The sequence below is a fragment of the Candidatus Pelagibacter sp. HIMB1505 genome (genome assembly GCF_052047915.1).
GTDB classification, from domain to species: domain Bacteria; phylum Pseudomonadota; class Alphaproteobacteria; order Pelagibacterales; family Pelagibacteraceae; genus Pelagibacter; species Pelagibacter communis_A.
Map to the genome: position 1 here is coordinate 478059 of NZ_JBNAIR010000001.1, position 23612 is coordinate 501670.

A 23612-nucleotide genomic window follows, 5' to 3' on the forward strand; every position below is an offset into this window, starting at 1 on the left:
ATCTATATGTTTAAAAAAAAAATTATAATCATACTTATTTCGGTCTTACTGTATCAGAGCCCATTATTATCTAAAAGTACTAGTTTTGATGAATTTAGTTCAAGAAATTTATCAAAATATTTTTCTGGAATTGTAGCATTAGAAAATAAGAATAATTCTGAGGCACTAGATTTTTTTAATTCCTCTAAAATTCTTATAAATCAACATGAACCATACTTAGAAAGGTTAGTTACCACATTAGTTTTGGAGGACAAAGTTCCTCAGGCAATCAATTTTATAAGGATAAATAGTGAAAAAAGTAATTCACAATTTTTTGAAGCTTATATTTTATTAGCTTTAGATAATTTGAAAAAAAATAAAATTAATAAAGCAATTGAAGTTTTATCTAAAATTCCAGAGGATTTTAAAAGAGACAGATTTAACTTTATTATTACGAATTCATTAATTCAGTATGCAAATGTAATTAGAGATAAAAAAATTAAAGTAGAGAAAACAAATTTTGGTAATTTATCTCTGATTTCTGAAACTTTTCAAAGATGTTATTTAGATGACAAAAGTACAGATACTTTTTTTTCCAAATTGATTAACAATGTCCAAGCAGATTATTCAAGATATATCTTTTTTTATTTAACACATTTGATTGAAAAAAATAGAATAGAGGATGCCAAGGAAATAACTCAAGGATTAGACTATGTAAATACAACTTTGCTATTATCTCAAGGCAAAAGCTGGGTCGAAAGAGATCAAATTAAAGAATTTAGTAAAGTTTTCTCATGCACTAATCATAATGATATTATAGGAGAGTTTTTATTTTTAATTTCTAATTTATTTTCTTCTCAAAATGAATTTGAAAAATCAAATTTTTATTTAAGTTTATCGACTTATTTAAATCCTAAATTTGTATTTAATTTATCATTGGTTGCAGAAAATTTATATCTTAATCAAGATTATGAAAAATCTAAAAATATTTTAAAAAATTTTAATAAAAATCAAGATTTTTACTATTGGTATAGATCAAAGAAAGAAGCACAAATAATTACCAAGACCAGAGACAAAGACGAGGCATTAAATTATATCAGATCAAAATTTGATAAAATTGAAAATCCTAATGATAAATTTATTTTTGATATTGCAAATTTTTATAAAAATTCAAAAAAGTACGAAACTGCAATTGAGTATTATTCTTTAATTATTAATAAACTAGATGATGATAGCGAAGTTAAAGCAGATTTATTGTATAGAAGAGGGGGAAGTTACGAGAGATTAAAAGATTATGAAAGTGCAGATAAAGATTTATTAGCTTCTCTTAAAATAAAACCCAATGATGCTTACGTATTAAATTATTTAGCTTACTCTTGGCTTGAAAGAGATTTTCAAATTAATGAAGCTATTGAAATGCTTGAGAAAGCTTATGAAAAAGAAAATAATGATCCATATATAATAGACTCTATAGGTTGGGCTTACTATTTGGTGGATGATTTTATAAAAGCTGAGCAATTTTTAAAAAGAGCTGTTCAGCTAATGCCAGATGACCCTATAGTCAATGACCACTATGGCGATATTCTTTGGAAGTTAGATAGAAAAATACAAGCTCGTTATTTTTGGTCTATGGTACTTGAGATGGAAGATGCGGAAGAGGACTTGTTAGATCAAATTAAAGATAAATTGATTACAGGCCCTAAAAACTCATAATGAGTTATATAAAAATTAAATCTCATGCCAAAATTAACTTAGCTTTAAATATAGTTGGTAAAACAAAAACACTTCACAAAATAGAGAGTATAGTGAGTTTTTTAGATTTACATGATGAAATCAAAATAAAAAAAATTAATCAAAAAAATAATAAAATCAAATTTTTCGGAAAATTTTCGAAGGGGATAAAATCTAAAAATACTGTTTCTGAATTATTAAAGAATATTGAGAAAAAAAAATTATTTAAAGAAAAATTTCAAATTACTATAAAAAAAAATATTCCCTCTGAAGCTGGGTTAGGAGGAGGATCAATGAATGCAGCCAGCATTCTAAATTTTTTTATTAAAGAAAAATTATTAAAAAGAAAAAAAGAAATTTTAGAAATAGCAAATGCAATTGGTTCTGATGTTGTTTTAGGTCTGTATAAACAAAATTTAGTTTTAAAATCTAATAATGAAATTAAGGTCATACCGTCCAAGAAAAAATTTAATATTTTGCTTGTTAAACCAAGTTTTGGTTGCTCTACAAAAAGAATTTATTCAAAGGTAAAAAAATTTTATAAACCAGAATTTAATACCAAAATTAATAATTTGATGAGATCAGATTTTTTAAGAGAAAAAAAAAATGATTTAGAGCCTATTGCAATTGAGAGCTATCCAAAACTTAAAATCCTTAAGGATTTTTTAGACAAATTACCTAACACTGAATTTGTCAGAATGACAGGATCAGGATCTACGATTATTGCTTATTTTAACTCTTTAAAAAAATGCAAGGAAGCATCAAAAAAAGTAAGTAAACAATTTAGAAATTACTGGTGCAAAACTTCAAAAACTATATAAATTTATTTTTTTTGTGTTATACGAAAATATTATTGGGGCGTAGCCAAGCGGTAAGGCACGGGTTTTTGGTACCTGCATCCTAGGTTCGAATCCTAGCGCCCCAGCCAAATATGATTAACTTTTTAGATAAATTTTTTAAAAGAACTCAAAATCTAAATAGTCTTACGAAAAAGATTGTAGATATTTCTAAAAATACTCCAGTTAAAAAAATCTTTAACTCAATTAACAATTTTTCCTCTAACTCTGAAGTTAGATACGTAGGTGGTTGTATTAGAAAAATAATTAAAGGAGAATTGGTAGATGACATTGATTTGGCAACTAATTTAAATCCACAACAAGTTTGTGAAGCTTTAAAAAAAGATAATATCAATTTCTATGAAACTGGAATTGAACATGGAACAATAACAGCAGTAATAGATGACTATAACTTCGAGATAACAAGTTTAAGAGAAGATGTTGTAACTGATGGAAGACATGCGCAAGTTAAATTTTCAGATGATTGGAAAAAAGATGCATCAAGAAGAGATTTTACAATTAATGCAATTTATTCAGATTTTGAGGGAAATTTATTTGACCCCTATAATGGTAAAGAAGATCTAGAAAAAGGATTTATAAAATTTATTGGTGACCCGGAGCAAAGAATTAAAGAAGATTTTTTAAGAATACTTCGTTATTTAAGATTTTATCTAAGTTATTCAAATTGTGGACATGAGCCTGAAACGTCTAAAATCATAAAAAAAAATATAGTTGGAATTTCTCAATTATCTAAAGAACGATTATTAAATGAATTAAAAAAATTTTTTAAAGCAAATACTTTAACTAAGCTGTCGAAAGATCAATTTTCACTTGAATTATTTGATATCATATTTCCCCAACTTAAAAATTTTAAAGTATTTTCAAATCCAAATAATTTTGCAAAAGACAAAATTAAAGAGTCAGATTTTATATTTTTACTCTCAACTCTATTAATTGATGGAACCGACAACACTGACTATTTTGTTTACAAATTTAATCTTTCTAAAAAAGATCAAAAACGTCTTAAAATAATAGATAATTTTTATAAAGAAAAAGTTTCAGCAAAATCTTTTTCAGAAAAGAATTTAAATAGATTATTTTATTATAAGGGAAAACAGTCTTTAATTGATATTCTCAGTTTTAGAATTTTTACCTCAAAGAAAATTGATCAAAAAATTTTAAAATTGATCGAAAAATATCAATCTAAAAATCAACCTTTAATGCCTTTTGGTGCAAAATTCTTAATGGAAAAATATCAAATTCCTGAGGGAAAAAATTTAGGCACCAAACTTAAGAATATTGAAGAGGAGTGGGTAAATAATAATTTTAAATTGTCTGAAAAGCAGATTAATAAAATAGTAAGCCGCTAGACATATTTAACGTCAATAATTTCAAAATTTTTTGTCCCTGCTGGGGTATTAATTTCAACAAGATCTTTTTTATTTTTTCCAATTAATCCTTTTCCTATGGGAGATTGAAAATAAATAAGTTTTTGTTTTAAATCAGCTTCGTCTCTTCCGACAATTTTATAATTAATTTTTTCACCCGTATCTAGGTTCTCCAGAAAAACAGTGGAGCCAAAAATAACCTTACCATCATTATTTAATTTGGTTACATCAATTACATTTGCTCTTGCAATAATGTCATTTATTTCTGTTATTCTTCCTTCATTGTGAGATTGCTCTTCTTTCGCAGCATGATATTCAGCATTTTCTTTTAAATCTCCATGAGATCTAGCTTCCGCAATTGCAGCAACTATCTCAGGTCTTTTTTTTTCTTTTAAGTAAACTAATTCTTCTTTTAGTTTTTCTAATCCATTAAGTGTTATTGGCTCTTTATCCATTTTATTTCCATTTTGCTAGAGGGGGAAGGGACATCAGAATTCCTTCCACATTACCTCCGGTTTGTAATCCAAATTTTGTACCTCTGTCATATAATAAATTAAATTCAGCATATCTACCTCTTTTGATATATTGTAATTCTTTGTCTTTTAAAGTCCATTTTCTATTTAATTTTCTTCTTATAATTTTATTAAAAAGCATTTGAAAAGTAACACCAGTATCCCTTACAAATTTAAAATCTTTTTCAAAATTATCATTTTTATAATCAAAAAAAATTCCACCTATACCCCTTGGTTCTTTACGATGGGGTAAATAAAAATATTCATCACACCATTTTTTAAATTTTTTATAATAATTTTTGTTATGTCGATTACACATTGTTTTTAGATCATTGTGAAAATCTTTTTTTTCTGTTTCATCTTTTTTAGATGGAGTTACATCCATTCCGCCACCAAACCATTGTTGTGTTGTAGAAATAAATCTAGTGTTAAAATGCATTGCTGGTATTAAAGGATTTTTCATGTGCATCACTACTGATATACCAGAAGCCCAGAATCTTGGATCTTTACTTGCACCACGTATATTTTTTTGAAATTTTTTAGGAAATTTTCCGTAAACTTTTGAAAAATTTACCCCAACTTTGTCAAATATTTTTCCATTTCTTAATATTCTATACTCGCCTCCACCTTCGTCTTTATTTGGATTTCTCTTCCATGTGGTTGAAATGAATTTTGTTTTATTATTTTCTAATTTAGCGATATCATTACAGAAAGCATCTTGAAGCAGCTTAAACCAATTACTTGTTAGATCTTTTTTAATATCTAGGTCCATTTTGTTTGCTTTAAGCATTCTGCTAAAATAATTGCAACAGAAGATGCTAAGTTTAATGATCGTTTATTAATTTCCATTGGTATTTTTAACCTATGCTCTATAGTTTTGTGGACTTTCTCAGGCACTCCAGCACTCTCACGTCCAAATAGGATGGTGTCATTTTTTTTAAACTTAAACTTTGTATAAGATATAGAGGCCTTAGTGGTCATTAGTATAATTCTATCTTTTTGTTTCTCAGTAAAAAATTGATCTGCACTTTGATAAAAATTGATATCTTTTTCATCCATATAATCCATCACAACTCTTTTAAATCTCTTATCTGATAGTAGGAACCCACATGGTTCTATAATTTCTAGTTTGGCTCCAAGACATGCGCATGTTCTTATTATAGCAGCAGTATTTTGGGGTATATCAGGTTCAAATAATGCAATTTTTACCCCTTGATAACTTGAATTATGTGTCATTGTATCCATAGAAAAAATACTATTTTATTATAAATATTCATATATTAACTAACTCTAATTTAAATTCTAGATGTCTGAAAAAAAACCAGAGAGAAGAGATTTTTTATTTACTGCAACGTATGCCATTGGCGCTGTAGGTGCTGGTGCTGTTGCCTGGCCATTAATTGATCAAATGAATCCAGACGCTTCAGTTAAAGCGCTAGCAAGTACAGAGGTTGATGTAAGTAATGTGAAACCGGGTAAAACAATTACAGTTTTATGGAGAGGTAAACCAGTTTTTATTAGAAGAAGAACACAAGATGAAATTGCTGAAGCAAGAGCAGTTAAAATGGAAGATTTGATACATCCTGAAAAAGATGAAGATAGAGTTCAAAATCCAGAGTGGTTAGTGATGCTTGGTGTTTGTACTCATCTTGGTTGTGTGCCTTTAAATGATAAAGGTGATTATGATGGTTGGTTCTGTCCATGTCATGGTTCTCATTATGATACATCTGGACGAATTAGAAAAGGTCCAGCACCATGGAATATGGAAGTTCCAAAATATGAATTTGTAAATGCTAACACGATTAAAATTGGATAAAGACAAGTATGAGTGATCACGATTACACGCCAAATTCAAAAGTAGGTAAATGGTTTAATGATAGGTTACCATTACTTACTTTAGCAAATCATTTAACAGACTATCCAACTCCAAAAAATTTAAACTATTGGTGGACATTTGGTGGAATATTAACTTTTTGTTTAATTACTCAAATTGTTACAGGGTTAACCTTAGCAATGCATTACATTGCTCACGCTGATATGGCATTCGATAGTGTAGAGCATATCATGCGAGATGTTAATTATGGATGGTTAATTAGATATATACATGCAAATGGTGCTTCAATGTTTTTTCTAGCAGTTTATATTCATATTTTTAGATCACTTTTTTACGGCTCTTATAAAGCTCCAAGAGAAATTATTTGGATAATAGGTATTGTTATTTATTTGTTGATGATGGCAGCTGCTTTTATGGGCTATGTTTTACCATGGGGGCAAATGAGTTTTTGGGGAGCAACGGTAATCACGAATTTATTTAGTGCAATTCCTTTAGTTGGTGAGGGGATTGTTACTTGGTTATGGGGTGGCTATTCAGTAGACAATCCAACATTAACAAGATTTTTCACACTACACTATTTAATTCCGTTTTTAATTTTAGGTTTAGTTGTTTTACACATCTGGGCTTTGCATGTTCCTGGAAATAATAATCCAGTAGGAATTGATATAAAAAAACCATCAAAAGACACTGTACCTTTCCATCCATATATTGTCATAAAGGATGGATTTGCATTATTAATGTTTATGATTGTTTTTGCATTTTTTGTTTTTTATACTCCAAATATATTGGGACACGCAGATAATTACATTGAGGCAGATCCACTTGTGACGCCTGCGCACATAGTTCCAGAATGGTATTTGTTGCCGTTTTATGCAATTTTAAGGTCGGTACCTGATAAGCTTTTAGGAGTTGTTGCAATGTTGTCAGCAATTTTAATTTTAGCAGCACTGCCATGGCTTGATACTTCAAAGATTAGATCTGCCGTATTCAGACCTCTTTATAAACAGTTTTATTGGATATTAGTCGCAGATGTACTTATTCTAGGTTACATGGGAGCTATGCCAGCAGAGGGACTTTATTTATTGATTGCTAGAGTTGCAACAGCTTATTATTTTTTACATTTTTTAGTCATACTTCCAGTTCTTGGCTTAAAAGAAAAAACATTGCCAGTTCCATTAAGTATCACGGAGCCAGTTTTAGGTGGGTCGCCAAATATGGCTGCTGCAAGAAGTAAAGAAAGTTCAAATAATTAAAGTGAAAAATTTATTTAAAATTTTATTTATTTTTTTATTTACTTTTAATTTTACATCATTGAATTCTGCTGAAAAAGTTGAGTATTTAAAAACTGACTGGAGTTTTAAAGGATTATTTGGAAAATTTGATAGAGGAGCTCTGCAAAGAGGATATCAAGTTTATACTGAAGTATGTGCCTCATGTCATTCAATGAAATATTTAAGTTATAGAAACTTAGCAGAGAAGGGTGGACCAGAGTTTACTGAAGCTGAGGCAAAAGTGATTGCTGCATCTTTTGAGGTAACTGATGGACCTAATGCAGATGGTGAAATGTTTCAAAGACCAGGAAAATTATCAGACAAGTTTGTGATGCCTTATGAAAATGTTGAAGCCGCTAAAGCTGCGAATGGAGGTGCTTATCCACCAGATATGTCAGTACTAATCAAGGCAAGAGGTGGTGGGGCAGATTATATATATTCTTTGTTGCAAGGATATGAAGAACCACCATTAGGAACAACTTTAGACGATGGTGTTTACTATAATAAATATATGTATGGAAATATGATCAAAATGTCTGCACCTTTGTCAGATGGTGCCGTTGAATATTCAGATGGAACACAGGCATCAGTACAGCAGATGTCTAAGGATGTGACAACATTTTTAATGTGGGCTGCAGAACCACATTTGGAAGCACGTCATCAAATGGGTTTCAAAGCAATTGTATATTTAATTATTTTAACTGTATTAGTTTATTTCAGTATGAAAAAAATATGGTCACGTGTTGAATCTAAAGTTTAATACATCACCATCTTTCACTATATAGTCTTTACCCTCAAGCCTCATTTTGCCATTTGTTTTAGAATTAACCCATCCATCATTTGCAATAAAGTCTTCATAAGATACAGTTTCAGCTCTTATAAATCCTTTTTCAAAATCTGTATGAATTTCTCCTGCTGCTTTAGGAGCTGTACAGTTTTTTTCGATAGTCCATGCTCTTGTCTCTTCAGGACCAGAAGTAAAGTAAGTATCTAATTCTAAAATTTTGTAACCTTTTTGAATTAATAGATCTAAACCTGTTTGATCTAAACCAATCATATCCATATAATTTTTACGTTCATCTTTATCTAATTCGTTAATCTGATTTTCAATATCTGCAGATACAATTAGAGTATTTTCTTCTCCAAATTTATTTATAAAGTTTTTTGTATATTCGTTTCCATTTTGAACACTTTGCTCGTCAACATTACAAACGTAAATTTTAGGTTTTATTGATAACAAGCCACTTTGATTTAAAGTTTTTTTGTCAAATTGTTCTTTTAATACTGATAAATCTTTATCGTTATTGATACAATCTTGAGCAATTTCTAATATCTTCAACTGATCTTCATCAACATTTTTTTTGTTACTTTTTTCAAGTCTTTTTTGTACAGACTCTAAATCTGCTAACATCATTTCTGTTTCAATTATTTCTAAATCTCTGATGGGGTCTACAGTGGGGTTAACGTTTTGAATATCATCAGAGTCAAAACATCTGATCATATGTATTATCGCATCAACTTCTCTAATATGGGATAAAAATTTATTTCCCAGTCCTTCTCCTTTAGATGCTCCTTTTACTAGTCCAGCAATATCAACGAAAGAAATAGTTGTATTAATTATTTTTTTTGATTTAGACACCCTTGCAAGATTATCTAATCTTTTGTCTGGAACTGGAACTACCCCAACGTTAGGATCAATAGTACAAAATGGAAAATTTGCAGCCTGCGCTTTGCTAGAGTCTGTTAATGCATTAAAAAGTGTGGACTTACCAACATTAGGTAGACCTACTATACCACACTTAAAACTCATTTTTTATTATTTACTGTACTCGAAAATAGATCTAATTTTTTTTTAATTAGAACTCCAATAGAGTCAGTTATATTTTCAGAAATTTTATCAATACCTACGAGTTCCTCCTCATCAAAATTCTGAAGAACAAAGTCACCAATTTCAATAGGTGTTTTTGGTTTTCCAATTCCAATTCTCACTCTTGAATAATCTTTGCCTATGAACTTATCAATTGATGCAATACCATTATGACCTGCGCTAGACCCACCAAATTTTGCTTTAATTTTTCCAAATTCAACATCTAAATCATCATGAAAAACAATTACATCTTCAGCATCAAATTTGAAATACTCTAAGAGTTCTCTTATGCATATCCCAGAATTATTCATAAAGGTAAGAGGTTTTATTGCATAAATTTTTTTACCTTCAATCTCACCTGTAGTAAGTAGCCCTTTAAATTTTGGCTTTTGTTTAGATAAACTAAATTTTTTATTTATTGCATCAATAATTTTAAAACCAACATTATGTCTATTATTTTCGCTGTCTGGTGTTGGGTTACCAAGACCTACAAATAAAAGCATAATTTATTGGAATTTAAATCTTTGATTAATTAATTATTTTTTTTCTTCAGCAGGTTTTTTATCTTCACCTTCTTTTTTCTCACCTTCAGCCGCTGCTCCCTCAGCCGCTGCACCCTCAGCTGGTGTTTCACCTTCGGCAGCTTCTGCTTCAGCAGGTTTTTCTGGTTCCTTCATAACAGTTGGCGCTGCTAATGTAGCAATTACGAAATCTCTTCCTTGAATAGTTGGAACAACATCATTGTCTAAATTAACAGATGAAATTTTAAAACTTTCACCAATTTCAATTCCATCTAAATCAAGAGTTAATTTTTCTGGAATTTTTTCACTTGGACATTTTAATTCAACTTTTCTTCTAACAATATTTAATACCCCACCTTTTTTAAGACCTGGAGATTTTTCATGGTTTATAAATTCAACTGGAACTTCTATTCTGATTTTAACACCCGGTACAACTCTTAGAAAGTCTACGTGAATAGGTTCATCAGTAAGCACATCGTAAATTACTTCTCTGGGTAAAACATTTTGATTTTTACCATTGCATGAAAGAGTAATAATGCTTGATAGGAAATTTTCTTTTTCAATTGTTGATTTTAAAATTTTTTTAGAAATAGAAACTTTCTCATTTTCGTCTTTTCCACCGTAAATAATAGCCGGCACATTACCACTTGATCTAATGGCACTTAACTGACCTTTAGTCTTGTTATCTCTTACAGTAGCTTCTAGTGAAATCATAAAAACACAGGTTTTTAGCCCAAGTTAAAGAATAACTCAAGGTAATTATTTGAATAAATCAGATACAGAGGTTGAATTTGATATTCTTTTGATAGCCTCTCCCATCAATCCAGAAATTGACAAAACCTCAATATTTTTAGCGCTTTTAACTTTTTCCAAGTTATCGATTGTGTCAGTGATTACTAAATTTTTAATTACTGAATTTTTGATCTTTTTGACAGCTTCTCCACTAAGCACACCATGAGTTATATAAACATATACTTCTTTAGCACCTCTATCTTTAAGAGCTTTTGCAGCATTTACTATAGTGCCTCCGGAGTCGATTATATCATCAACAATAATACATGTTTTATCTTTTACATTTCCAATTACGTTCATCACTTGAGATTGCCCTGGCTTAGGTCTTCTCTTATCTACAATAGCTAAACCCACATTTAATAATTTTCCAAGCGCACGTGCTCTTTCTGTGCCACCTACATCTGGTGCAACACATAGTAAGTTTTTACTTTTAATTTTTTTCTTTACATGTCTTGCAAATATTGGAGTTGCAAATAAATTATCAACTGGAATATCAAAAAATCCTTGAATTTGGCCTGCATGCAAATCGACAGTTACTACTCTGTCTGCGCCAGCTTTAGTTATTAAATTAGAAACTAGTTTTGCGGAGATAGAAGTTCTTGGCACAACTTTTCTATCTTGTCTAGCATAACCAAAGTAGGGGATTACCGCTGTAATATTTTTTGCCGAAGATCTTTTTAAGGCATCAATACAAAGTAATAATTCCATTAAATTATCATTCGCTGGTGAGGATACTGATTGGATAATAAAAATACTGTTGCCTCTAATATTTTCATTAATTTCAATATAAATTTCTCCATCAGAAAATTTTCTAATGCTAGAGTTTACAAGTTTAGATTTTAAAAACTTGGCAATTTTTTTTGAAAGTGGTTTGTTGCTATTTCCGGATAATAATTTCATTAATAACTCAATTAATCATAATTACAGATATATTTCTACCATAATCATCATTTTTTAGTTTTAAAGATCTTCTAGCGCTAAAAAAATTATTTTTTTTCACATAAGTATCCTTATCAATCAGATCTATTTTATTAATCAAATTTAATTTAAGTTCACTTCTAACATAACTCTTTAAATCAAAATAAATCATTTCTTTTTTGGAGGAAAAAAATTTATTGTTATTTATATTCTTTATTAAAAATTTTTTTTTAAACTCCAACCCAACTTCATAGTTTTTCTGGGATATTGCGGGTCCAATAGCTGCTATCATGTTTTTAGTTTTACAGCCTTGTTTTGTCATAAAGTGAATAACTTTTTTTATAATATCTTTATAAGCTCCACGCCAACCAGCATGAATAGCAGCAATCATTTCTCTTTGATGATCGTAAACTAAGATTGGAACACAATCAGCAGTTAGAACTGCAATAGGGACTCCTTTTTTTTCACTTACAATAGCATCACCAGTTATAGTTCTTGTTTTGATTTTAGAATTTTTGTTTAAGTATATAAACTTATTACTGTGATATTGTTTAACTAGAAAGATTTCTTTGGTTTTAGATCCTAGCTTTTTTTTTATGATTTCAAGATTTTTTTTGACATTATTTTTTTTGTCTTTTGATCCAATACCACAATTTAAACTTTTATAAATTCCATCAGAAACACCTCCACTTCTATTAAAGAATCCATGTTTAATTTTTGAAAAAGGAGATAATTTTTTTGACTTTATCAATTTTCAAACCCTAACTGAGATTCTATATCAGAATTTTTTATTAACATTATCTTAAATAAATCTCCCATTTGGCTACTATCTGTAAGTCTTTTTACTCGATAAAATATTTCAGCTTTTTCTGAAAATTTTTTATTTTTACTTAAAATTTCTGCTCTTTGAAAAATTCCTAAATTAGTCAAAAATTTTTTTTGTGTAGTATAATTATAATTAAGATCTTTATAATTTTTTATAATCTTATCAAATAAATAGTAATTAATATTGTAGGTTATATCTGATTTACCAATATTTTCTAAAATATCTGAATGATTTTTATCGTATATTGCTTTTAATGTATTTTTAAATTTGCTTTTAAAATAACCATAATCAATAATTAACAGTCCGCCTTTACACCTTTTAATAATCTTTATTAATCCTTTTAAATACTTCATTCCCACAGGTGAGTATTCAATAAAATTTAATTTATTTGAAATTTTAAAATTAATTTTTTTTTCTAGAATACTAACGTTTTTCCTTTTTTTACTAAAACTAAGATCATTGTTTTTTGATATTTTTACATATCTTTCATACCAAAAATTTCTCTCTTTCAGATATTGTTTAATTGGTATTGCATCAAAAAACTCATTAGCCAAAAAAATACATGGTAATTTATTTAAATTCTTAAAATCTTTTACCCATTTAACATTTTTATGTTGAATTTTATTTTTTTGAACTTCAATTAATTTTGGGCTCTTTTCATGAATGATTATATTGCATCTATCTAAAAAAATTGGAAATCTTTTAAAACTTTCAATCATAATTTTCATCATTTCCCCATTACCTGCTCCAAGCTCAATTAAATTGAATTTCTTAGGACACCCCAAGTTTTCCCAAAAATTAATTGTCCAGATAGCAAGCATTTCAGAAAATAATCTTGAAATATTTGGAGCTGTAATAAAATCACCAGTTACTCCAAATGGATTTTTAGTCATATAATATCCATTTTTTTTGTCGTATAGACAATACTCAATGAATTTATCTAATGTTAAACTATGATTTTTTTTGAGCATTAATTTTTGAATAAAATAAAAGTATTCCAGCTAAAAGAAATAAAACACTTATCATTTGACCCATAGTTGCATTTAAAATTAAATAACCTAATTGCTCATCTGGGACTCTGAAGTATTCTATCGTAAATCTAAAAATTGAATAAAAAATTAAAAATAGAGAAGATAAAATTCCAGCATTTTTTAAGCCTTCTATCTTTCTGCAGAATAGAAGTATTAAAAATAAAACAAAACCTTCAAAAAAAGCTTCATACAATTGAGTTGGATGTCTGTATAAATCATCTACTTTTATAAATTTGACACCCCATGGCAGGTTTGTTTCATGGCCATATAGTTCAGAATTAATAAAATTTGCTAGTCTTCCAAAAAATATACCGATAGGGGACACAATTGCAATGACATCAAGGTATTCAAAAATATTATCTTTGTTTTTTTTAGCAAATAAAACAGTTGCAATAATTATTCCTATAACTCCACCGTGAAATGACATACCCCCTTGCCATAATTTGAAAATATCAAAGGGATTTTCAATATAAAAACTGAGGTTATAAAATAAAACATAGCCAAATCTACCACCTAAAATTATTCCTATGATTACAAACGTTATGTAATCATCAAATCTTGCATAAATATCTTTATCTTTTAAAAATCTTTTAGCTAAAAACCATCCTAGCAGAATACCTGCTATGTATGAAAGTGAATACCATCGTATTTCAATAGTAAAAAATTCAATTGCTACTGGGTCAAAATTATTGATGAACATAATTAATATTAAATATAAGATATAGTTATATTAACATAATAAATAAATATATGAAAAATTCTAAATTCGTATTTGATAAATTTGCAAAACTATTTGAGCAAGGTCTTGTTTCATCTAGGGATATAGCAAATGAACTAATGACAATTTTAAAATCCAAAAGAGATGAAATTGTTTTTAAAATGAAACTTACAAGCAAAGATGAATTTGAAGTGCTATCTAAAAGGGTAGAAAGTTTAGAGAAAAAAATAGAAAAATTTCAATCACCAAAGAAAAAAAAAACTAAACGGGTAAAAAAATCCTAACTTCAAGCCCATTTAATTTAGATTTTTCTAATTTAATGTTTCCTCCATGGGATCGAACAATATCTGAGGCAATTGAAAGTCCTAAACCAACACTAGATTTTGAATCGCCTCTTCCTTTATCTATTTTATAAAAAGGTTTGAATACATTGTCGTATTCTTTTTCAGGGATGCCAGGTCCATCATCTTCAATTTTGATAAAAATATTTGAATTTTTCTTGGAAAGTTCAATGTGAACATTTTCACCATATTTTAAAGCATTATCAATTAAGTTATTTATACATCTATTAATTAAATTTTTTCTCCCACTAAAATAAATTCTTTCAATAATATTTTTAGATATATTGTGATTATTGTATTTATTGATTATTTCTTGAAGTAATTCACTCAAATTAAATAATTCATCTTTTTCAAGATAAGTTGAACTTGTAAACTGAAGATATTCATTAAGCATTTTTTCCATTTCATTAATATCATCTACTAATTTGCTTGAGATATCTTGATCCTTGATGAAGGCCGTCTGCAATTTCATTCTTGTTAATGGAGTTCTGAGGTCGTGACTTATACCAGATAACATTTCTGATCTTTGATTGAGATGTCTTAATATTCTTTTTCTCATTCGATCAAATTCTAAACCAGCCTGCCTTATTTCAGATGCTCCTGAAGGTTTAAATTCCTCTATTTCTTCCCCTTTACCAAATTTTTCAGCTGCCTTAGCAAGTGCAGTTATAGGTCTTGTTTGATTTTTTAAAAATATGAGAGATATAATTACCATTATAAACGCTGGTACGGTTATCCATAAACCAAATATTCTTGCTGATGAACTAGTCAGTCTATCTTTTGGAACAAGAAATTTAAAATAGCCATCCTGATATTTTATTCTTAAATCAATTAATTCCTTATAATTTGTAGTACTGAACCAATACTGTCCAAGATTAAATTTTGATTTTAATTCTCTTCTTAATGTTCTGTCTATTGGACTAAACCATCTTTCATTATATTGATTTTCAAATTCATCTTCGTTTATAAATTCAATATTTAAATCCTGATATACTGAAAAAAGATTAGTGATCTCATCTTTGTCATAATCATCGTTACTATAAACTTCAATAAAAGTTTTAATTTCATTAACCAAAGCTCTTGTCATACCTTGGTTGGTTTTAATCCAAAGACTATCAAAGAAAACGATAGTGATTATTAATTGTATAACAATTACCGGTACAGCAACAATCAGCAATGCTCTGTAAAATAATCTTTTAGGCAATAAATCTTTTATAAATTTATTCAATCCATAAAACATAACCAGCACCCCTTATTGTTTGTAGAAATTTAGGATTTTTTGGATCTAATTCTATTTTTTTTCTTAAACGAGTAATGATGACATCAATTGATCTTTCTTTGTCTAAATCAATCAATTTACCAATTTCCAATCTTTCAAAAGTTTTACCAGGATTGTTTATCATCTTCTCTAGGATGATTTTCTCAGTATTGTTTATTTTATATTCTATATCATTTTTGAATATTAATTGTTTATTTAGGTCAATTTTAATATTTTCAAATTCAATTACTCTTTTTTGATCAATTTTTTTTGTTTTATTTAAAATATTTTTAATACGCAGAAGAAGTTCTTTTGGTTCAAAAGGTTTTGGTAAATAGTCATCTGCACCAACTTCTAGACCTTCAACTCTTTCGTCTGACTGTCCTTTTGCAGTTAATAAAATTATTGGTGTATCTAAATCTTTTTTATTTTCTTTTATAAAATCTAATCCACTTTTACCTGGCATCATAATATCTAGAATTATCAGATCGAATTTTATAATTTTAACCTTTTCAAAGGCATCTTCAGCACTGCTCGCTGTATTAACTAAATATTGATTTTCATTTAGATACTTCTTTACTAATGATCTTATTCCCTCATCATCATCAACAACAAGAATGTGAGCTAAATAATTATCCATTTAAGATTTTATGTAAAACGCTATCAAAGTTTAATACTTCTTCTGATTTTGAATTAAGTAGAGCATTATATATCCTTTTTTTTTGTGCCTGAAATATCTCTTCCGAGATAGTTTTGCCCTTATCATTTAAAAAAACATGTTTTACTCTTGTATCCTGATCATCTTTTTTAAAATCAACTATTTCTAATTTGATTAAATCTTTAAGCACTCTATTTAAACTTTGTTTAGTAACCTTAAGCCTTTTTAACAAGTCAGAAATAGAGATACCCTCATACATTGACAAGAGATGTATGACTTTATTGTGGGCTAGACCAATTGAATACTTATTTAGAACTTTTTTAGAGTCTAAAAAGATTTCTCTATAGCTAACAAATAACTTTTCAATCAGATCCTTTAGTTGATCATCTTTTAAATATAAAAGTTCTTTCATGATGGGTAAGTTATATTGACATATTACAGATACAAAGATAATTTTCAGTAATAATTTTTAATTCATAAATGATACCGTACGATAAAAGATCTGGAAAAATTTGGTATAATAGTGAGATTGTAGACTGGGCTGATGCTAAAATTCATGTTTTAAATCACGGCTTACATTATGCTAGTTGTGTATTTGAAGGTGAAAGAGTTTATGATGGATCTATATTTAAATTAGAAGAACACACCTCAAGACTTTTTTATTCAGCAAAGAGAATGGGGATGACTATCCCTTATTCAGAAACAGAAATTAATGATGCTTGTAATAAAATTATCGCAGTTCAAAAAGTAGAAAATGGATATGTAAGACCTACTATTTGGAGAGGAAGTGAAATGATGGCTATCTCAGCTCAACAAACAAAAATTCATGTTGCAATTGCTACATGGGAATGGGGGTCTTATTTTGATCCAAAGCTAAAAGTTGAAGGTATAAAATTAAACATTTCAAATTGGAGAAGACCTGCACCAAATACTATTCCCTGGGATACGAAAGCGTCAGGACTTTATATGATTTGCACTTTATCAAAACATGAAGCAGAGAAACAAGGTTACACAGACTCATTAATGTTAGATCATGAAGGAAATGTTGCTGAAGCTACAGGAGCGAATATTTTTTTTAAAGACAAGAATAATGAGATACATACTCCAATTCCAGACTCGTTTTTAGACGGAATTACAAGACGTACAGTTATTGATATTGCAAAATCAAAAAATATCAAAGTGCACGAAAGAAAAATTAATCCATCAGAACTTTCTAATTTTATTGGTTGTTTTTTAACTGGAACAGCAGCAGAAGTCACACCAGTCTCATGTATTGCAGACAATCAATTTAAAGTATGTGATCTGATTATAGATTTAAACGAAAGTTATCAAAATCTAGTTAGAAAGAAAAAAGCAGCTTAATCCTTATTATCTTCTGATATTGCGTGATCAATGCCCTTACGCATATATTCATAACCAGTAAATAAAGTCAGTGCAGCTGCTAGCCACAACAATATTATACCTATAGTTTGTGCATTATAATCTTGGAAATTCAAAATTCTATTTCCAGTATCTCCAGATAATAACAATGCGATAGAAACCATTTGTAAAACTGTTTTTAATTTTGCAAGATTTGAAACTGGTAATTTGATTTTACCTTTTGCAAGAAACTCCCTAAGACCTGAAATTAGTATTTCTCTTGTAAGTATTATAATTGCAGCAATGACTTCATAATTTTTTATAGTTCCATCCATTACTAAGAGTATAAGAGCAGCTGCAATAATAATTTTATCAGCGATTGGATCTAATAGCTCTCCAAGCTTAGATTCTTCGCCTAACATTCTTGCTAACATGCCATCTAAAAAATCAGTGAAAGATGCGATTATGAACAAAACTAGAGCTGTTAAATCTCCATAAAACCCAGGAAGATAAAAAGCTAAAACAAAAAATGGTACAATTATAATTCGCCCGATTGTAAGAATATTTGGAATTTTTTTTAACATAATTACTCGTGAAAAAAGTTATATATCTTTTTTGCCACTTTTTCTTCAACACCTTCTACTGATTTAATTTCATCCAAGCTTGCAGATTCAACCGATCTTGCTGATCCAAAGTGATTTAATAAGGCTCTTTTTCTAATAGCACCAATACCTTCAATCTGATCTAATAAGGATTTACTGATACCTTTCTTCCTTTTTGCTCTATGGGCACTGATTGCGAACCTATGCGACTCATCTCTTATTCTTTGAAGAAAAAATAAGGCTGGATCATTTTTAGAAAATTTAAATTCTTTTCCATTGTGGAAAAAAGTTTCATTTCCACTATTTCTAAATTTGCCTTTTGCAATTGCTATAATAGGAATATCGTGAAGACCTAATTCATTTAAACTTTCTCTAGCAACTGAATATTGACCTTTTCCACCATCTACCATGACTAAATCAGGAAAGGATAGGGAGTTATCTTTTTCTTGAACGGCTCTTTTAAACCTCCTGCTCAATACCTCTCTCATCATTCCATAATCATCTTGTTCATTTTCTTTATGTTTAATATTAAACTTTCTATATCTTTTTTTAATAAAGCCCTCATCACCATAAGCTATCATAGCTCCAACACTATTTGTTCCTTGAATGTGACTGTTATCGTAGACTTCTATTAGATTAATACTTGTCTCAAGATTGAATTTTTTTGTAATTTGATCAAAAAGTTCTTTGTTATTCTGACTTTCATAAAGTTTTCTATTTAAGCTATCTTTAGCGTTTTTAATTGCTTGATTAACAACTTTGAGTTTTGATCCTTTTTTAGCAACAGTAATGCTTATTTGTTTGCCTTCTTTTTCAGTTAGAGTTTTTTCAATTAAAATTTTTTCTTTTATTTCTTCCGATAAAATTATTGCTGAGGGTACACTTTTGTTTTCATAAAACTGAGAAATGAATGAATTCAAAATTTCACTTAAATTTTCATCTGGATCATGTTTTGGAAAAAAGGCTTGATTTCCCCAGTTTTGCTTTGATCTATAAAAAAAAACTTGAATACATGTTTTGCCTGACTCTTTATAACCAGCAATTACATCTGCCTCTACTAAATTTGCTTCATTAATTCTCTGAGAAGATTGAATAATATTTAGTGCTTTAATTCTATCTCTTAGAATTACAGCTTTTTCAAAGTCCAACTCTTCACTAGCTTTCTCCATTTGATTTGATAAATTTTTTTGTATCTTTCTTGATTTGCCAGACACAAATTCGATTGCATCGTCAACTGTCTGCTGGTACTCATTTTTTTCTACATAACCAACACATGGTCCCGAACATCTTTTGATTTGATAAAGAATACAGGGTCTTTCTCTATTTTTAAAAACAGTATCATCACAAACTCTGAGATGAAAAATTTTTTGTATCATTTTAATAGTCCAATTTGCAGATCCTGCAGATGCAAATGGACCAAAATAAAAACCTTCTTTTGATTTTTTTCCTCTATGTCTTTTTATTTGCGGCCATTTATCTTTGTTACCAATGAATATAAATGGGAAGGATTTATCATCTCTTAATAAAATATTAAATTTAGGTTTAAATTTTTTAATTAAGTTTGCCTCTAAAAGTAATGCTTCACTCTCATTTGAGGTAGTTGTAATTTCAAGTTTTCTCGTCTGAGAAAGCATTCTTTCGGTTCGAATAATATGATTTTTTTCTGCAACATAACTTTTAAGTCTATTGGGTAGATTTTTGGCTTTACCAACATATAAAATATCGTTTTTCTCATTTAGCATCCTATAAACACCTGGCAGTTTAGGAACTAAAGGGAGCTCTTTTTTAATTACTTCTTTTCCAATTTCAGAGCTTATCATGACTTCTTTTTTTGGTAATTTGGATACCAACAGACGAGCATTGTTTCAAAATTTCTAATTTTTCAATTTTCAACATTATTTTAGCAATTCTTTTGTCTTTAAATAATTCATCAAAAACTGCTTCAGCTAAAGTCTCAAGGAAGTTGTAGTGTTTTTTCTTAACAAGCTTTGTTATTAATTTTACAATTGTACCGTAATTTACAATTGATTTTATATCTTTATCATTTGATGGCTTCTTATCTTCATAATCAATTTCTAAGCTAAATTTTACTTTTTGGGTTTTATTTTTTTCAAAGTCGTAATAACCAAGTTTTAAATCTAACACCAATTCATTGATTAATATTTTTTTTTCGTAGTTGAATAAACTTTTATTCTTATCAATTTTTACAACGTTTAGATTATTTTTTTTCATTCTTTCGTCATTATATCAGGTGTTTTCCAATTAAGACTTTGCCCACTATCTACAGCTAAGACCTGACCGGTAATAGATATATTTTTTATAAAAAAGTCAACAGCATTACAAATTTGCTTTACATCAACTTGTCTTTTTAGAGGGGTTGCTAAATATTGTTTTTTAAAGTGTTTTTCAGATTGCCTTTGATTTTTAATAGTTGGCCCAGGCGCAATTCCGTTAACTCTAATTTTTGGAGCTAAGCTCATTGCACTTGTTTTGGTAAGTGTATAAAGTCCAGTTTTGCTTATAGTGTAAGAAAAAAAATAAGGTGTAAGCTTAAAAACTCTTTGGTCTATTATATTTATAATATTATTATTTAAACCCTTAGCATTTTTTGCAAAACTTTTAGACAATAAAGCTGGTGATCTTAAATTTATATTAATATGTTTATCCCAACTTTTTGAAGTAAAGTTTTCTAATTTATCATTTTCGAATAACGAAGCATTATTTATTAAACAGTCAAAATATTTAAGTTTTAATTTTGAAAATTTCATTATTTTATTAATGTCATTTTCTTTTTCCAAATCACCTTTAATCAAATAAATTTTAGTACCATTTTCTGACAATTCTTTTTTTAATTTTTCAGCTTTAGACCTAGATTTATTAAAATGAATAACAATCTCTTTATTGGGACCAGATAATTTCTTTGCAATTGCAGCACCAATTCTTGTTGCCCCACCTGTAATTATTATTTTCCGTGCTTCCATTTTTTGTCTCTTTTTTTAGTAACCTTAGTTCCTGGCATACCCATTGTTGATCTACCTTTTGGATATAATTTATTTTTTACATCATATTGTCTGATTTTTGGATTTAATGTGATTTCTAATTCGGTACTTTCTAATTTTCTAATTTCATCCCTAATTTTTGCCGCTTCTTCAAACTCTAAATTTGATGCAGCCTCTTTCATCTTTTTATCCAATGCCTTTAGGTGTTTTTTAAGATTTCCTCCTACATTTGATCCTTCACTTATTTTTACATAATCTTTTTCGTAGACACTTTCTAATATATCACTGATTTCTTTTTTGACTGTTTTTGCATCAATCTTGTGTTTCTTGTTATAAGCTAATTGTATGTTCCTTCTTCTGTCTGTCTCGGCAATTGCTTTTTTAATACTTTTTGTTTCCTTATCTGCGTAAAGAATTACTTTACCATCTACATTTCTTGCTGCTCTTCCAATTGTTTGTATTAATGAAGTTTCAGATCTTAGAAAGCCTTCTTTATCTGCATCTAAAATTCCAACAAGTGCACACTCTGGAATATCTAATCCTTCCCTTAAAAGATTGATACCAACGAGCACATCAAACACACCCATTCTTAGATCTCTCATTATTTCAATTCTCTCCAATGTGTCTATATCTGAATGAAGGTATCGAACTTTGATTCCATTTTCGTGAAGATACTCAGTTAAATCTTCAGCCATTTTTTTGGTAAGTGTTGTAACTAGAACTCTATGATTATTTTCAATAACATGTTTGCACTCATGCATTAAGTCATCTACTTGGTTTTTTGCAGGTCTAATTTCGACTACTGGATCAATTAATCCTGTTGGTCTAATGACTTGATCAATATATTTACCTTTTGTTTGTTCCAACTCCCATGGTCCAGGAGTAGCAGAGACAAAAACAGTTTGGGTCCTCATCATGTCCCATTCCTCAAATTTCAATGGTCTATTATCCATACATGATGGAAGTCGAAAACCATATTCGGCTAAAGTGCTCTTTCTTGATCTATCCCCTTTATACATTCCATTTAATTGAGGGACGGTCACGTGACATTCATCTACAAATATTAAAGTATTGTCTGGAAAATATTCAAAAAGTGTTGGTGGGGGCTCACCAGGTTTTCTTCCAGATAAAAATCTAGAGTAGTTTTCAATACCAGCACAAGAGCCTGTTGCTTCAATCATTTCAAGATCAAATTTAGTTCTTTCTTCTAATCTTTGGGCTTCTAACAATTTATTTTCAGCTCTATGCTTTTTTAAAGTTACTTCTAATTCTCTTTTAATATTAATAACTGCTTGTTCTATGGTTGGTTTAGGAGTTATGTAGTGACTATTTGCATAAACTTTTACTAAACTTAATTCTCTTACTCTATCTCCGGTTAAAGGATCGAATTCCTCTATTTGTTCTAGCTTATCTCCAAATAAAGAAAGTCTCCAAGCTCTATCTTCTAGATGAGAAGGAAAAATTTCTAGATATTCTCCTCTAGCTCTAAAAGTTCCTCTGTAAAAATTTTGGTCATTTCTTTTATACTGAAGAGCAACTAAAGATTTAATGATTTCCTCGCGGTTATAATCATAATTTTTTTGAAGCGTTAATGTCATTTTACTATAGGCTTCAACTGACCCTAATCCATAAATACAAGAAACACTTGCAACAATTAAAACATCATCTCTCTCTAAAAGTGATCTTGTAGCTGAATGTCTCATTCGATCAATTTGCTCATTAATTGAAGCTTCTTTTTCAATGTAAGTGTCTGATCTTGGAACATAGGCTTCTGGAGTGTAGTAATCATAATATGAAACAAAGTACTCAACAGCGTTATCTGGAAAAAAAGATTTCATTTCTCCATAAAGTTGTGCGGCAAGAGTTTTATTTGGTGCTAAAATTAGTGCTGGACGATTAGTTGCTTCAATGACTTTTGCCATTGTAAATGTTTTTCCCGAACCGGTAACGCCAAGTAGTACCTGGTTGAATTGATCTTTATTTGCACCATTAACAAGCTTTTTAATTGCTTCTGGTTGATCACCCGCAGGTTTAAAATCCGATTTAATTTTAAATTTTTTTCCACCCTCAAGTTTTCCACTGATTTTGGGATTTTTACTTTGAATATCAGTAATTAAATCTTGATAAGTATTTTCCATATATTAAACAGCGTATTAGAATTAAATTTTATT

The 23612-nt window shown here is 29.0% G+C and carries 26 protein-coding genes and 1 tRNA gene; 9 read left to right on the forward strand and 18 right to left on the reverse strand.

What is annotated here, in order from left to right; translation table 11 throughout:
* Nucleotides 1–6 precede the first annotated feature (6 nt).
* The 4 genes from ACTTAU_RS02520 to ACTTAU_RS02535 all read left to right on the forward strand — a co-directional run bounded on the left by ACTTAU_RS02520 (nt 7) and on the right by ACTTAU_RS02535 (nt 3916).
* Nucleotides 7–1692, forward strand: coding sequence for a tetratricopeptide repeat protein (locus ACTTAU_RS02520; protein ID WP_438305853.1), 1686 nt, complete (start codon nt 7–9; stop codon nt 1690–1692).
* Nucleotides 1692–2531 (forward strand): 4-(cytidine 5'-diphospho)-2-C-methyl-D-erythritol kinase, encoded by an 840-nt coding sequence (locus ACTTAU_RS02525; protein WP_438305851.1) that lies wholly within the window; start codon nt 1692–1694, stop codon nt 2529–2531. The genes ACTTAU_RS02520 and ACTTAU_RS02525 overlap by 1 nt, the downstream gene beginning before the upstream one ends.
* Nucleotides 2532–2564: 33 nt before the next feature.
* Nucleotides 2565–2638: transfer RNA gene (locus ACTTAU_RS02530), tRNA-Gln, on the forward strand.
* 3 nt (nt 2639–2641) lie between these two features.
* Nucleotides 2642–3916 carry a CCA tRNA nucleotidyltransferase gene (locus ACTTAU_RS02535; RefSeq protein WP_438305849.1) on the forward strand — a complete coding sequence of 425 codons (1275 nt, stop codon included), beginning with the start codon at nt 2642–2644 and terminating at the stop codon, nt 3914–3916.
* Here ACTTAU_RS02535 and greA read toward each other — a convergent pair.
* From greA to ACTTAU_RS02550, 3 genes are read right to left on the reverse strand one after another with little or no spacing between them, the layout of a single operon-like run.
* On the reverse strand, nt 3913–4389 hold the full coding sequence (gene greA / locus ACTTAU_RS02540; RefSeq protein WP_085113831.1) for a transcription elongation factor GreA: 477 nt from the start codon (nt 4387–4389) through the stop codon (nt 3913–3915). The two genes, ACTTAU_RS02535 and greA, sit on opposite strands and share 4 nt — an antisense overlap.
* Before the next feature lies 1 nt (nt 4390).
* Entirely contained in the window at nt 4391–5218 is an 828-nt protein-coding gene (gene hemF / locus ACTTAU_RS02545; RefSeq protein WP_438306262.1) for an oxygen-dependent coproporphyrinogen oxidase, read from the reverse strand.
* The gene (locus ACTTAU_RS02550) at nt 5209–5682 is read right to left on the reverse strand and encodes a tRNA (cytidine(34)-2'-O)-methyltransferase (protein ID WP_438305846.1); all 474 of its coding nucleotides are present in this window, start codon (nt 5680–5682) and stop codon (nt 5209–5211) included. Before ACTTAU_RS02550 ends, hemF begins: the two co-directional genes overlap by 10 nt.
* Nucleotides 5683–5752: 70 nt before the next feature.
* On the opposite strand from ACTTAU_RS02550, the gene petA reads away from it, so the two are divergent.
* From petA to ACTTAU_RS02565, 3 genes are read left to right on the forward strand one after another with little or no spacing between them, the layout of a single operon-like run.
* Complete coding sequence (gene petA, locus ACTTAU_RS02555) at nt 5753–6262, forward strand: ubiquinol-cytochrome c reductase iron-sulfur subunit (protein WP_438305844.1); 510 nt, start codon at nt 5753–5755, stop codon at nt 6260–6262.
* Between the two features lie 8 nt (nt 6263–6270).
* Nucleotides 6271–7533: a cytochrome b gene (locus ACTTAU_RS02560; protein ID WP_438305842.1), complete on the forward strand. Its 1263-nt coding sequence runs from the start codon at nt 6271–6273 to the stop codon at nt 7531–7533.
* A 1-nt stretch (nt 7534) separates the two neighbouring features.
* A complete protein-coding gene (locus ACTTAU_RS02565; RefSeq protein ID WP_438305840.1) occupies nt 7535–8311 on the forward strand; it encodes a cytochrome c1 in 777 nt (258 codons plus the stop codon).
* Here ACTTAU_RS02565 and ychF read toward each other — a convergent pair.
* Genes ychF through lgt form a run of 7 tightly spaced genes read right to left on the reverse strand, consistent with a single transcriptional unit; the run spans nt 8288 to nt 14206 of the window.
* Entirely contained in the window at nt 8288–9361 is a 1074-nt protein-coding gene (ychF, locus tag ACTTAU_RS02570) for a redox-regulated ATPase YchF (protein WP_438305838.1), read from the reverse strand. The genes ACTTAU_RS02565 and ychF overlap by 24 nt on opposite strands.
* Complete coding sequence (gene pth / locus ACTTAU_RS02575; protein ID WP_438305836.1) at nt 9358–9921, reverse strand: aminoacyl-tRNA hydrolase; 564 nt, start codon at nt 9919–9921, stop codon at nt 9358–9360. The genes ychF and pth overlap by 4 nt, the downstream gene beginning before the upstream one ends.
* Before the next feature lie 33 nt (nt 9922–9954).
* Nucleotides 9955–10653, reverse strand: coding sequence for a 50S ribosomal protein L25/general stress protein Ctc (locus tag ACTTAU_RS02580; RefSeq protein WP_438305834.1), 699 nt, complete (start codon nt 10651–10653; stop codon nt 9955–9957).
* Between the two features lie 45 nt (nt 10654–10698).
* On the reverse strand, nt 10699–11631 hold the full coding sequence (locus ACTTAU_RS02585; RefSeq protein ID WP_438305832.1) for a ribose-phosphate pyrophosphokinase: 933 nt from the start codon (nt 11629–11631) through the stop codon (nt 10699–10701).
* 7 nt (nt 11632–11638) lie between these two features.
* Nucleotides 11639–12400, reverse strand: a complete 762-nt coding sequence (gene pgeF / locus ACTTAU_RS02590; RefSeq protein WP_438305829.1) for a peptidoglycan editing factor PgeF — start codon at nt 12398–12400, stop codon at nt 11639–11641.
* Nucleotides 12397–13446, reverse strand: coding sequence for an SAM-dependent methyltransferase (locus tag ACTTAU_RS02595; protein WP_438305826.1), 1050 nt, complete (start codon nt 13444–13446; stop codon nt 12397–12399). The genes pgeF and ACTTAU_RS02595 overlap by 4 nt, the downstream gene beginning before the upstream one ends.
* A complete protein-coding gene (lgt, locus tag ACTTAU_RS02600; protein WP_438305824.1) occupies nt 13427–14206 on the reverse strand; it encodes a prolipoprotein diacylglyceryl transferase in 780 nt (259 codons plus the stop codon). The genes ACTTAU_RS02595 and lgt overlap by 20 nt, the downstream gene beginning before the upstream one ends.
* Before the next feature lie 50 nt (nt 14207–14256).
* Between lgt and ACTTAU_RS02605 the strand changes: the two genes are divergently transcribed.
* Nucleotides 14257–14508 carry a hypothetical protein gene (locus ACTTAU_RS02605; RefSeq protein ID WP_085113841.1) on the forward strand — a complete coding sequence of 84 codons (252 nt, stop codon included), beginning with the start codon at nt 14257–14259 and terminating at the stop codon, nt 14506–14508.
* Here the strand turns inward: ACTTAU_RS02605 and ACTTAU_RS02610 are convergent.
* From ACTTAU_RS02610 to ACTTAU_RS02620, 3 genes are read right to left on the reverse strand one after another with little or no spacing between them, the layout of a single operon-like run.
* A complete protein-coding gene (locus ACTTAU_RS02610) occupies nt 14486–15805 on the reverse strand; it encodes an ATP-binding protein (protein ID WP_438305822.1) in 1320 nt (439 codons plus the stop codon). The genes ACTTAU_RS02605 and ACTTAU_RS02610 overlap by 23 nt on opposite strands.
* Nucleotides 15786–16463: a response regulator transcription factor gene (locus ACTTAU_RS02615; protein ID WP_438305820.1), complete on the reverse strand. Its 678-nt coding sequence runs from the start codon at nt 16461–16463 to the stop codon at nt 15786–15788. The genes ACTTAU_RS02610 and ACTTAU_RS02615 overlap by 20 nt, the downstream gene beginning before the upstream one ends.
* On the reverse strand, nt 16456–16893 hold the full coding sequence (locus ACTTAU_RS02620) for a MarR family winged helix-turn-helix transcriptional regulator (protein ID WP_438305818.1): 438 nt from the start codon (nt 16891–16893) through the stop codon (nt 16456–16458). The genes ACTTAU_RS02615 and ACTTAU_RS02620 overlap by 8 nt, the downstream gene beginning before the upstream one ends.
* A gap of 68 nt (nt 16894–16961) precedes the next feature.
* Between ACTTAU_RS02620 and ACTTAU_RS02625 the strand changes: the two genes are divergently transcribed.
* Nucleotides 16962–17843, forward strand: a complete 882-nt coding sequence (locus ACTTAU_RS02625; RefSeq protein ID WP_438305816.1) for a branched-chain amino acid aminotransferase — start codon at nt 16962–16964, stop codon at nt 17841–17843.
* On the opposite strand, the gene pgsA is transcribed toward ACTTAU_RS02625, so the two are convergent.
* Genes pgsA through uvrB form a run of 5 tightly spaced genes read right to left on the reverse strand, consistent with a single transcriptional unit; the run spans nt 17840 to nt 23579 of the window.
* Entirely contained in the window at nt 17840–18424 is a 585-nt protein-coding gene (pgsA, locus tag ACTTAU_RS02630; RefSeq protein WP_438305814.1) for a CDP-diacylglycerol--glycerol-3-phosphate 3-phosphatidyltransferase, read from the reverse strand. The two genes, ACTTAU_RS02625 and pgsA, sit on opposite strands and share 4 nt — an antisense overlap.
* A 2-nt stretch (nt 18425–18426) precedes the next feature.
* On the reverse strand, nt 18427–20262 hold the full coding sequence (gene uvrC, locus ACTTAU_RS02635; protein WP_438305812.1) for an excinuclease ABC subunit UvrC: 1836 nt from the start codon (nt 20260–20262) through the stop codon (nt 18427–18429).
* The gene (locus tag ACTTAU_RS02640; protein ID WP_085113848.1) at nt 20249–20674 is read right to left on the reverse strand and encodes a dihydroneopterin aldolase; all 426 of its coding nucleotides are present in this window, start codon (nt 20672–20674) and stop codon (nt 20249–20251) included. Before ACTTAU_RS02640 ends, uvrC begins: the two co-directional genes overlap by 14 nt.
* The gene (locus ACTTAU_RS02645; protein ID WP_438305809.1) at nt 20671–21423 is read right to left on the reverse strand and encodes an SDR family oxidoreductase; all 753 of its coding nucleotides are present in this window, start codon (nt 21421–21423) and stop codon (nt 20671–20673) included. Before ACTTAU_RS02645 ends, ACTTAU_RS02640 begins: the two co-directional genes overlap by 4 nt.
* The gene (gene uvrB, locus ACTTAU_RS02650; protein WP_438305807.1) at nt 21405–23579 is read right to left on the reverse strand and encodes an excinuclease ABC subunit UvrB; all 2175 of its coding nucleotides are present in this window, start codon (nt 23577–23579) and stop codon (nt 21405–21407) included. Before uvrB ends, ACTTAU_RS02645 begins: the two co-directional genes overlap by 19 nt.
* Nucleotides 23580–23612: the final 33 nt, after the last annotated feature.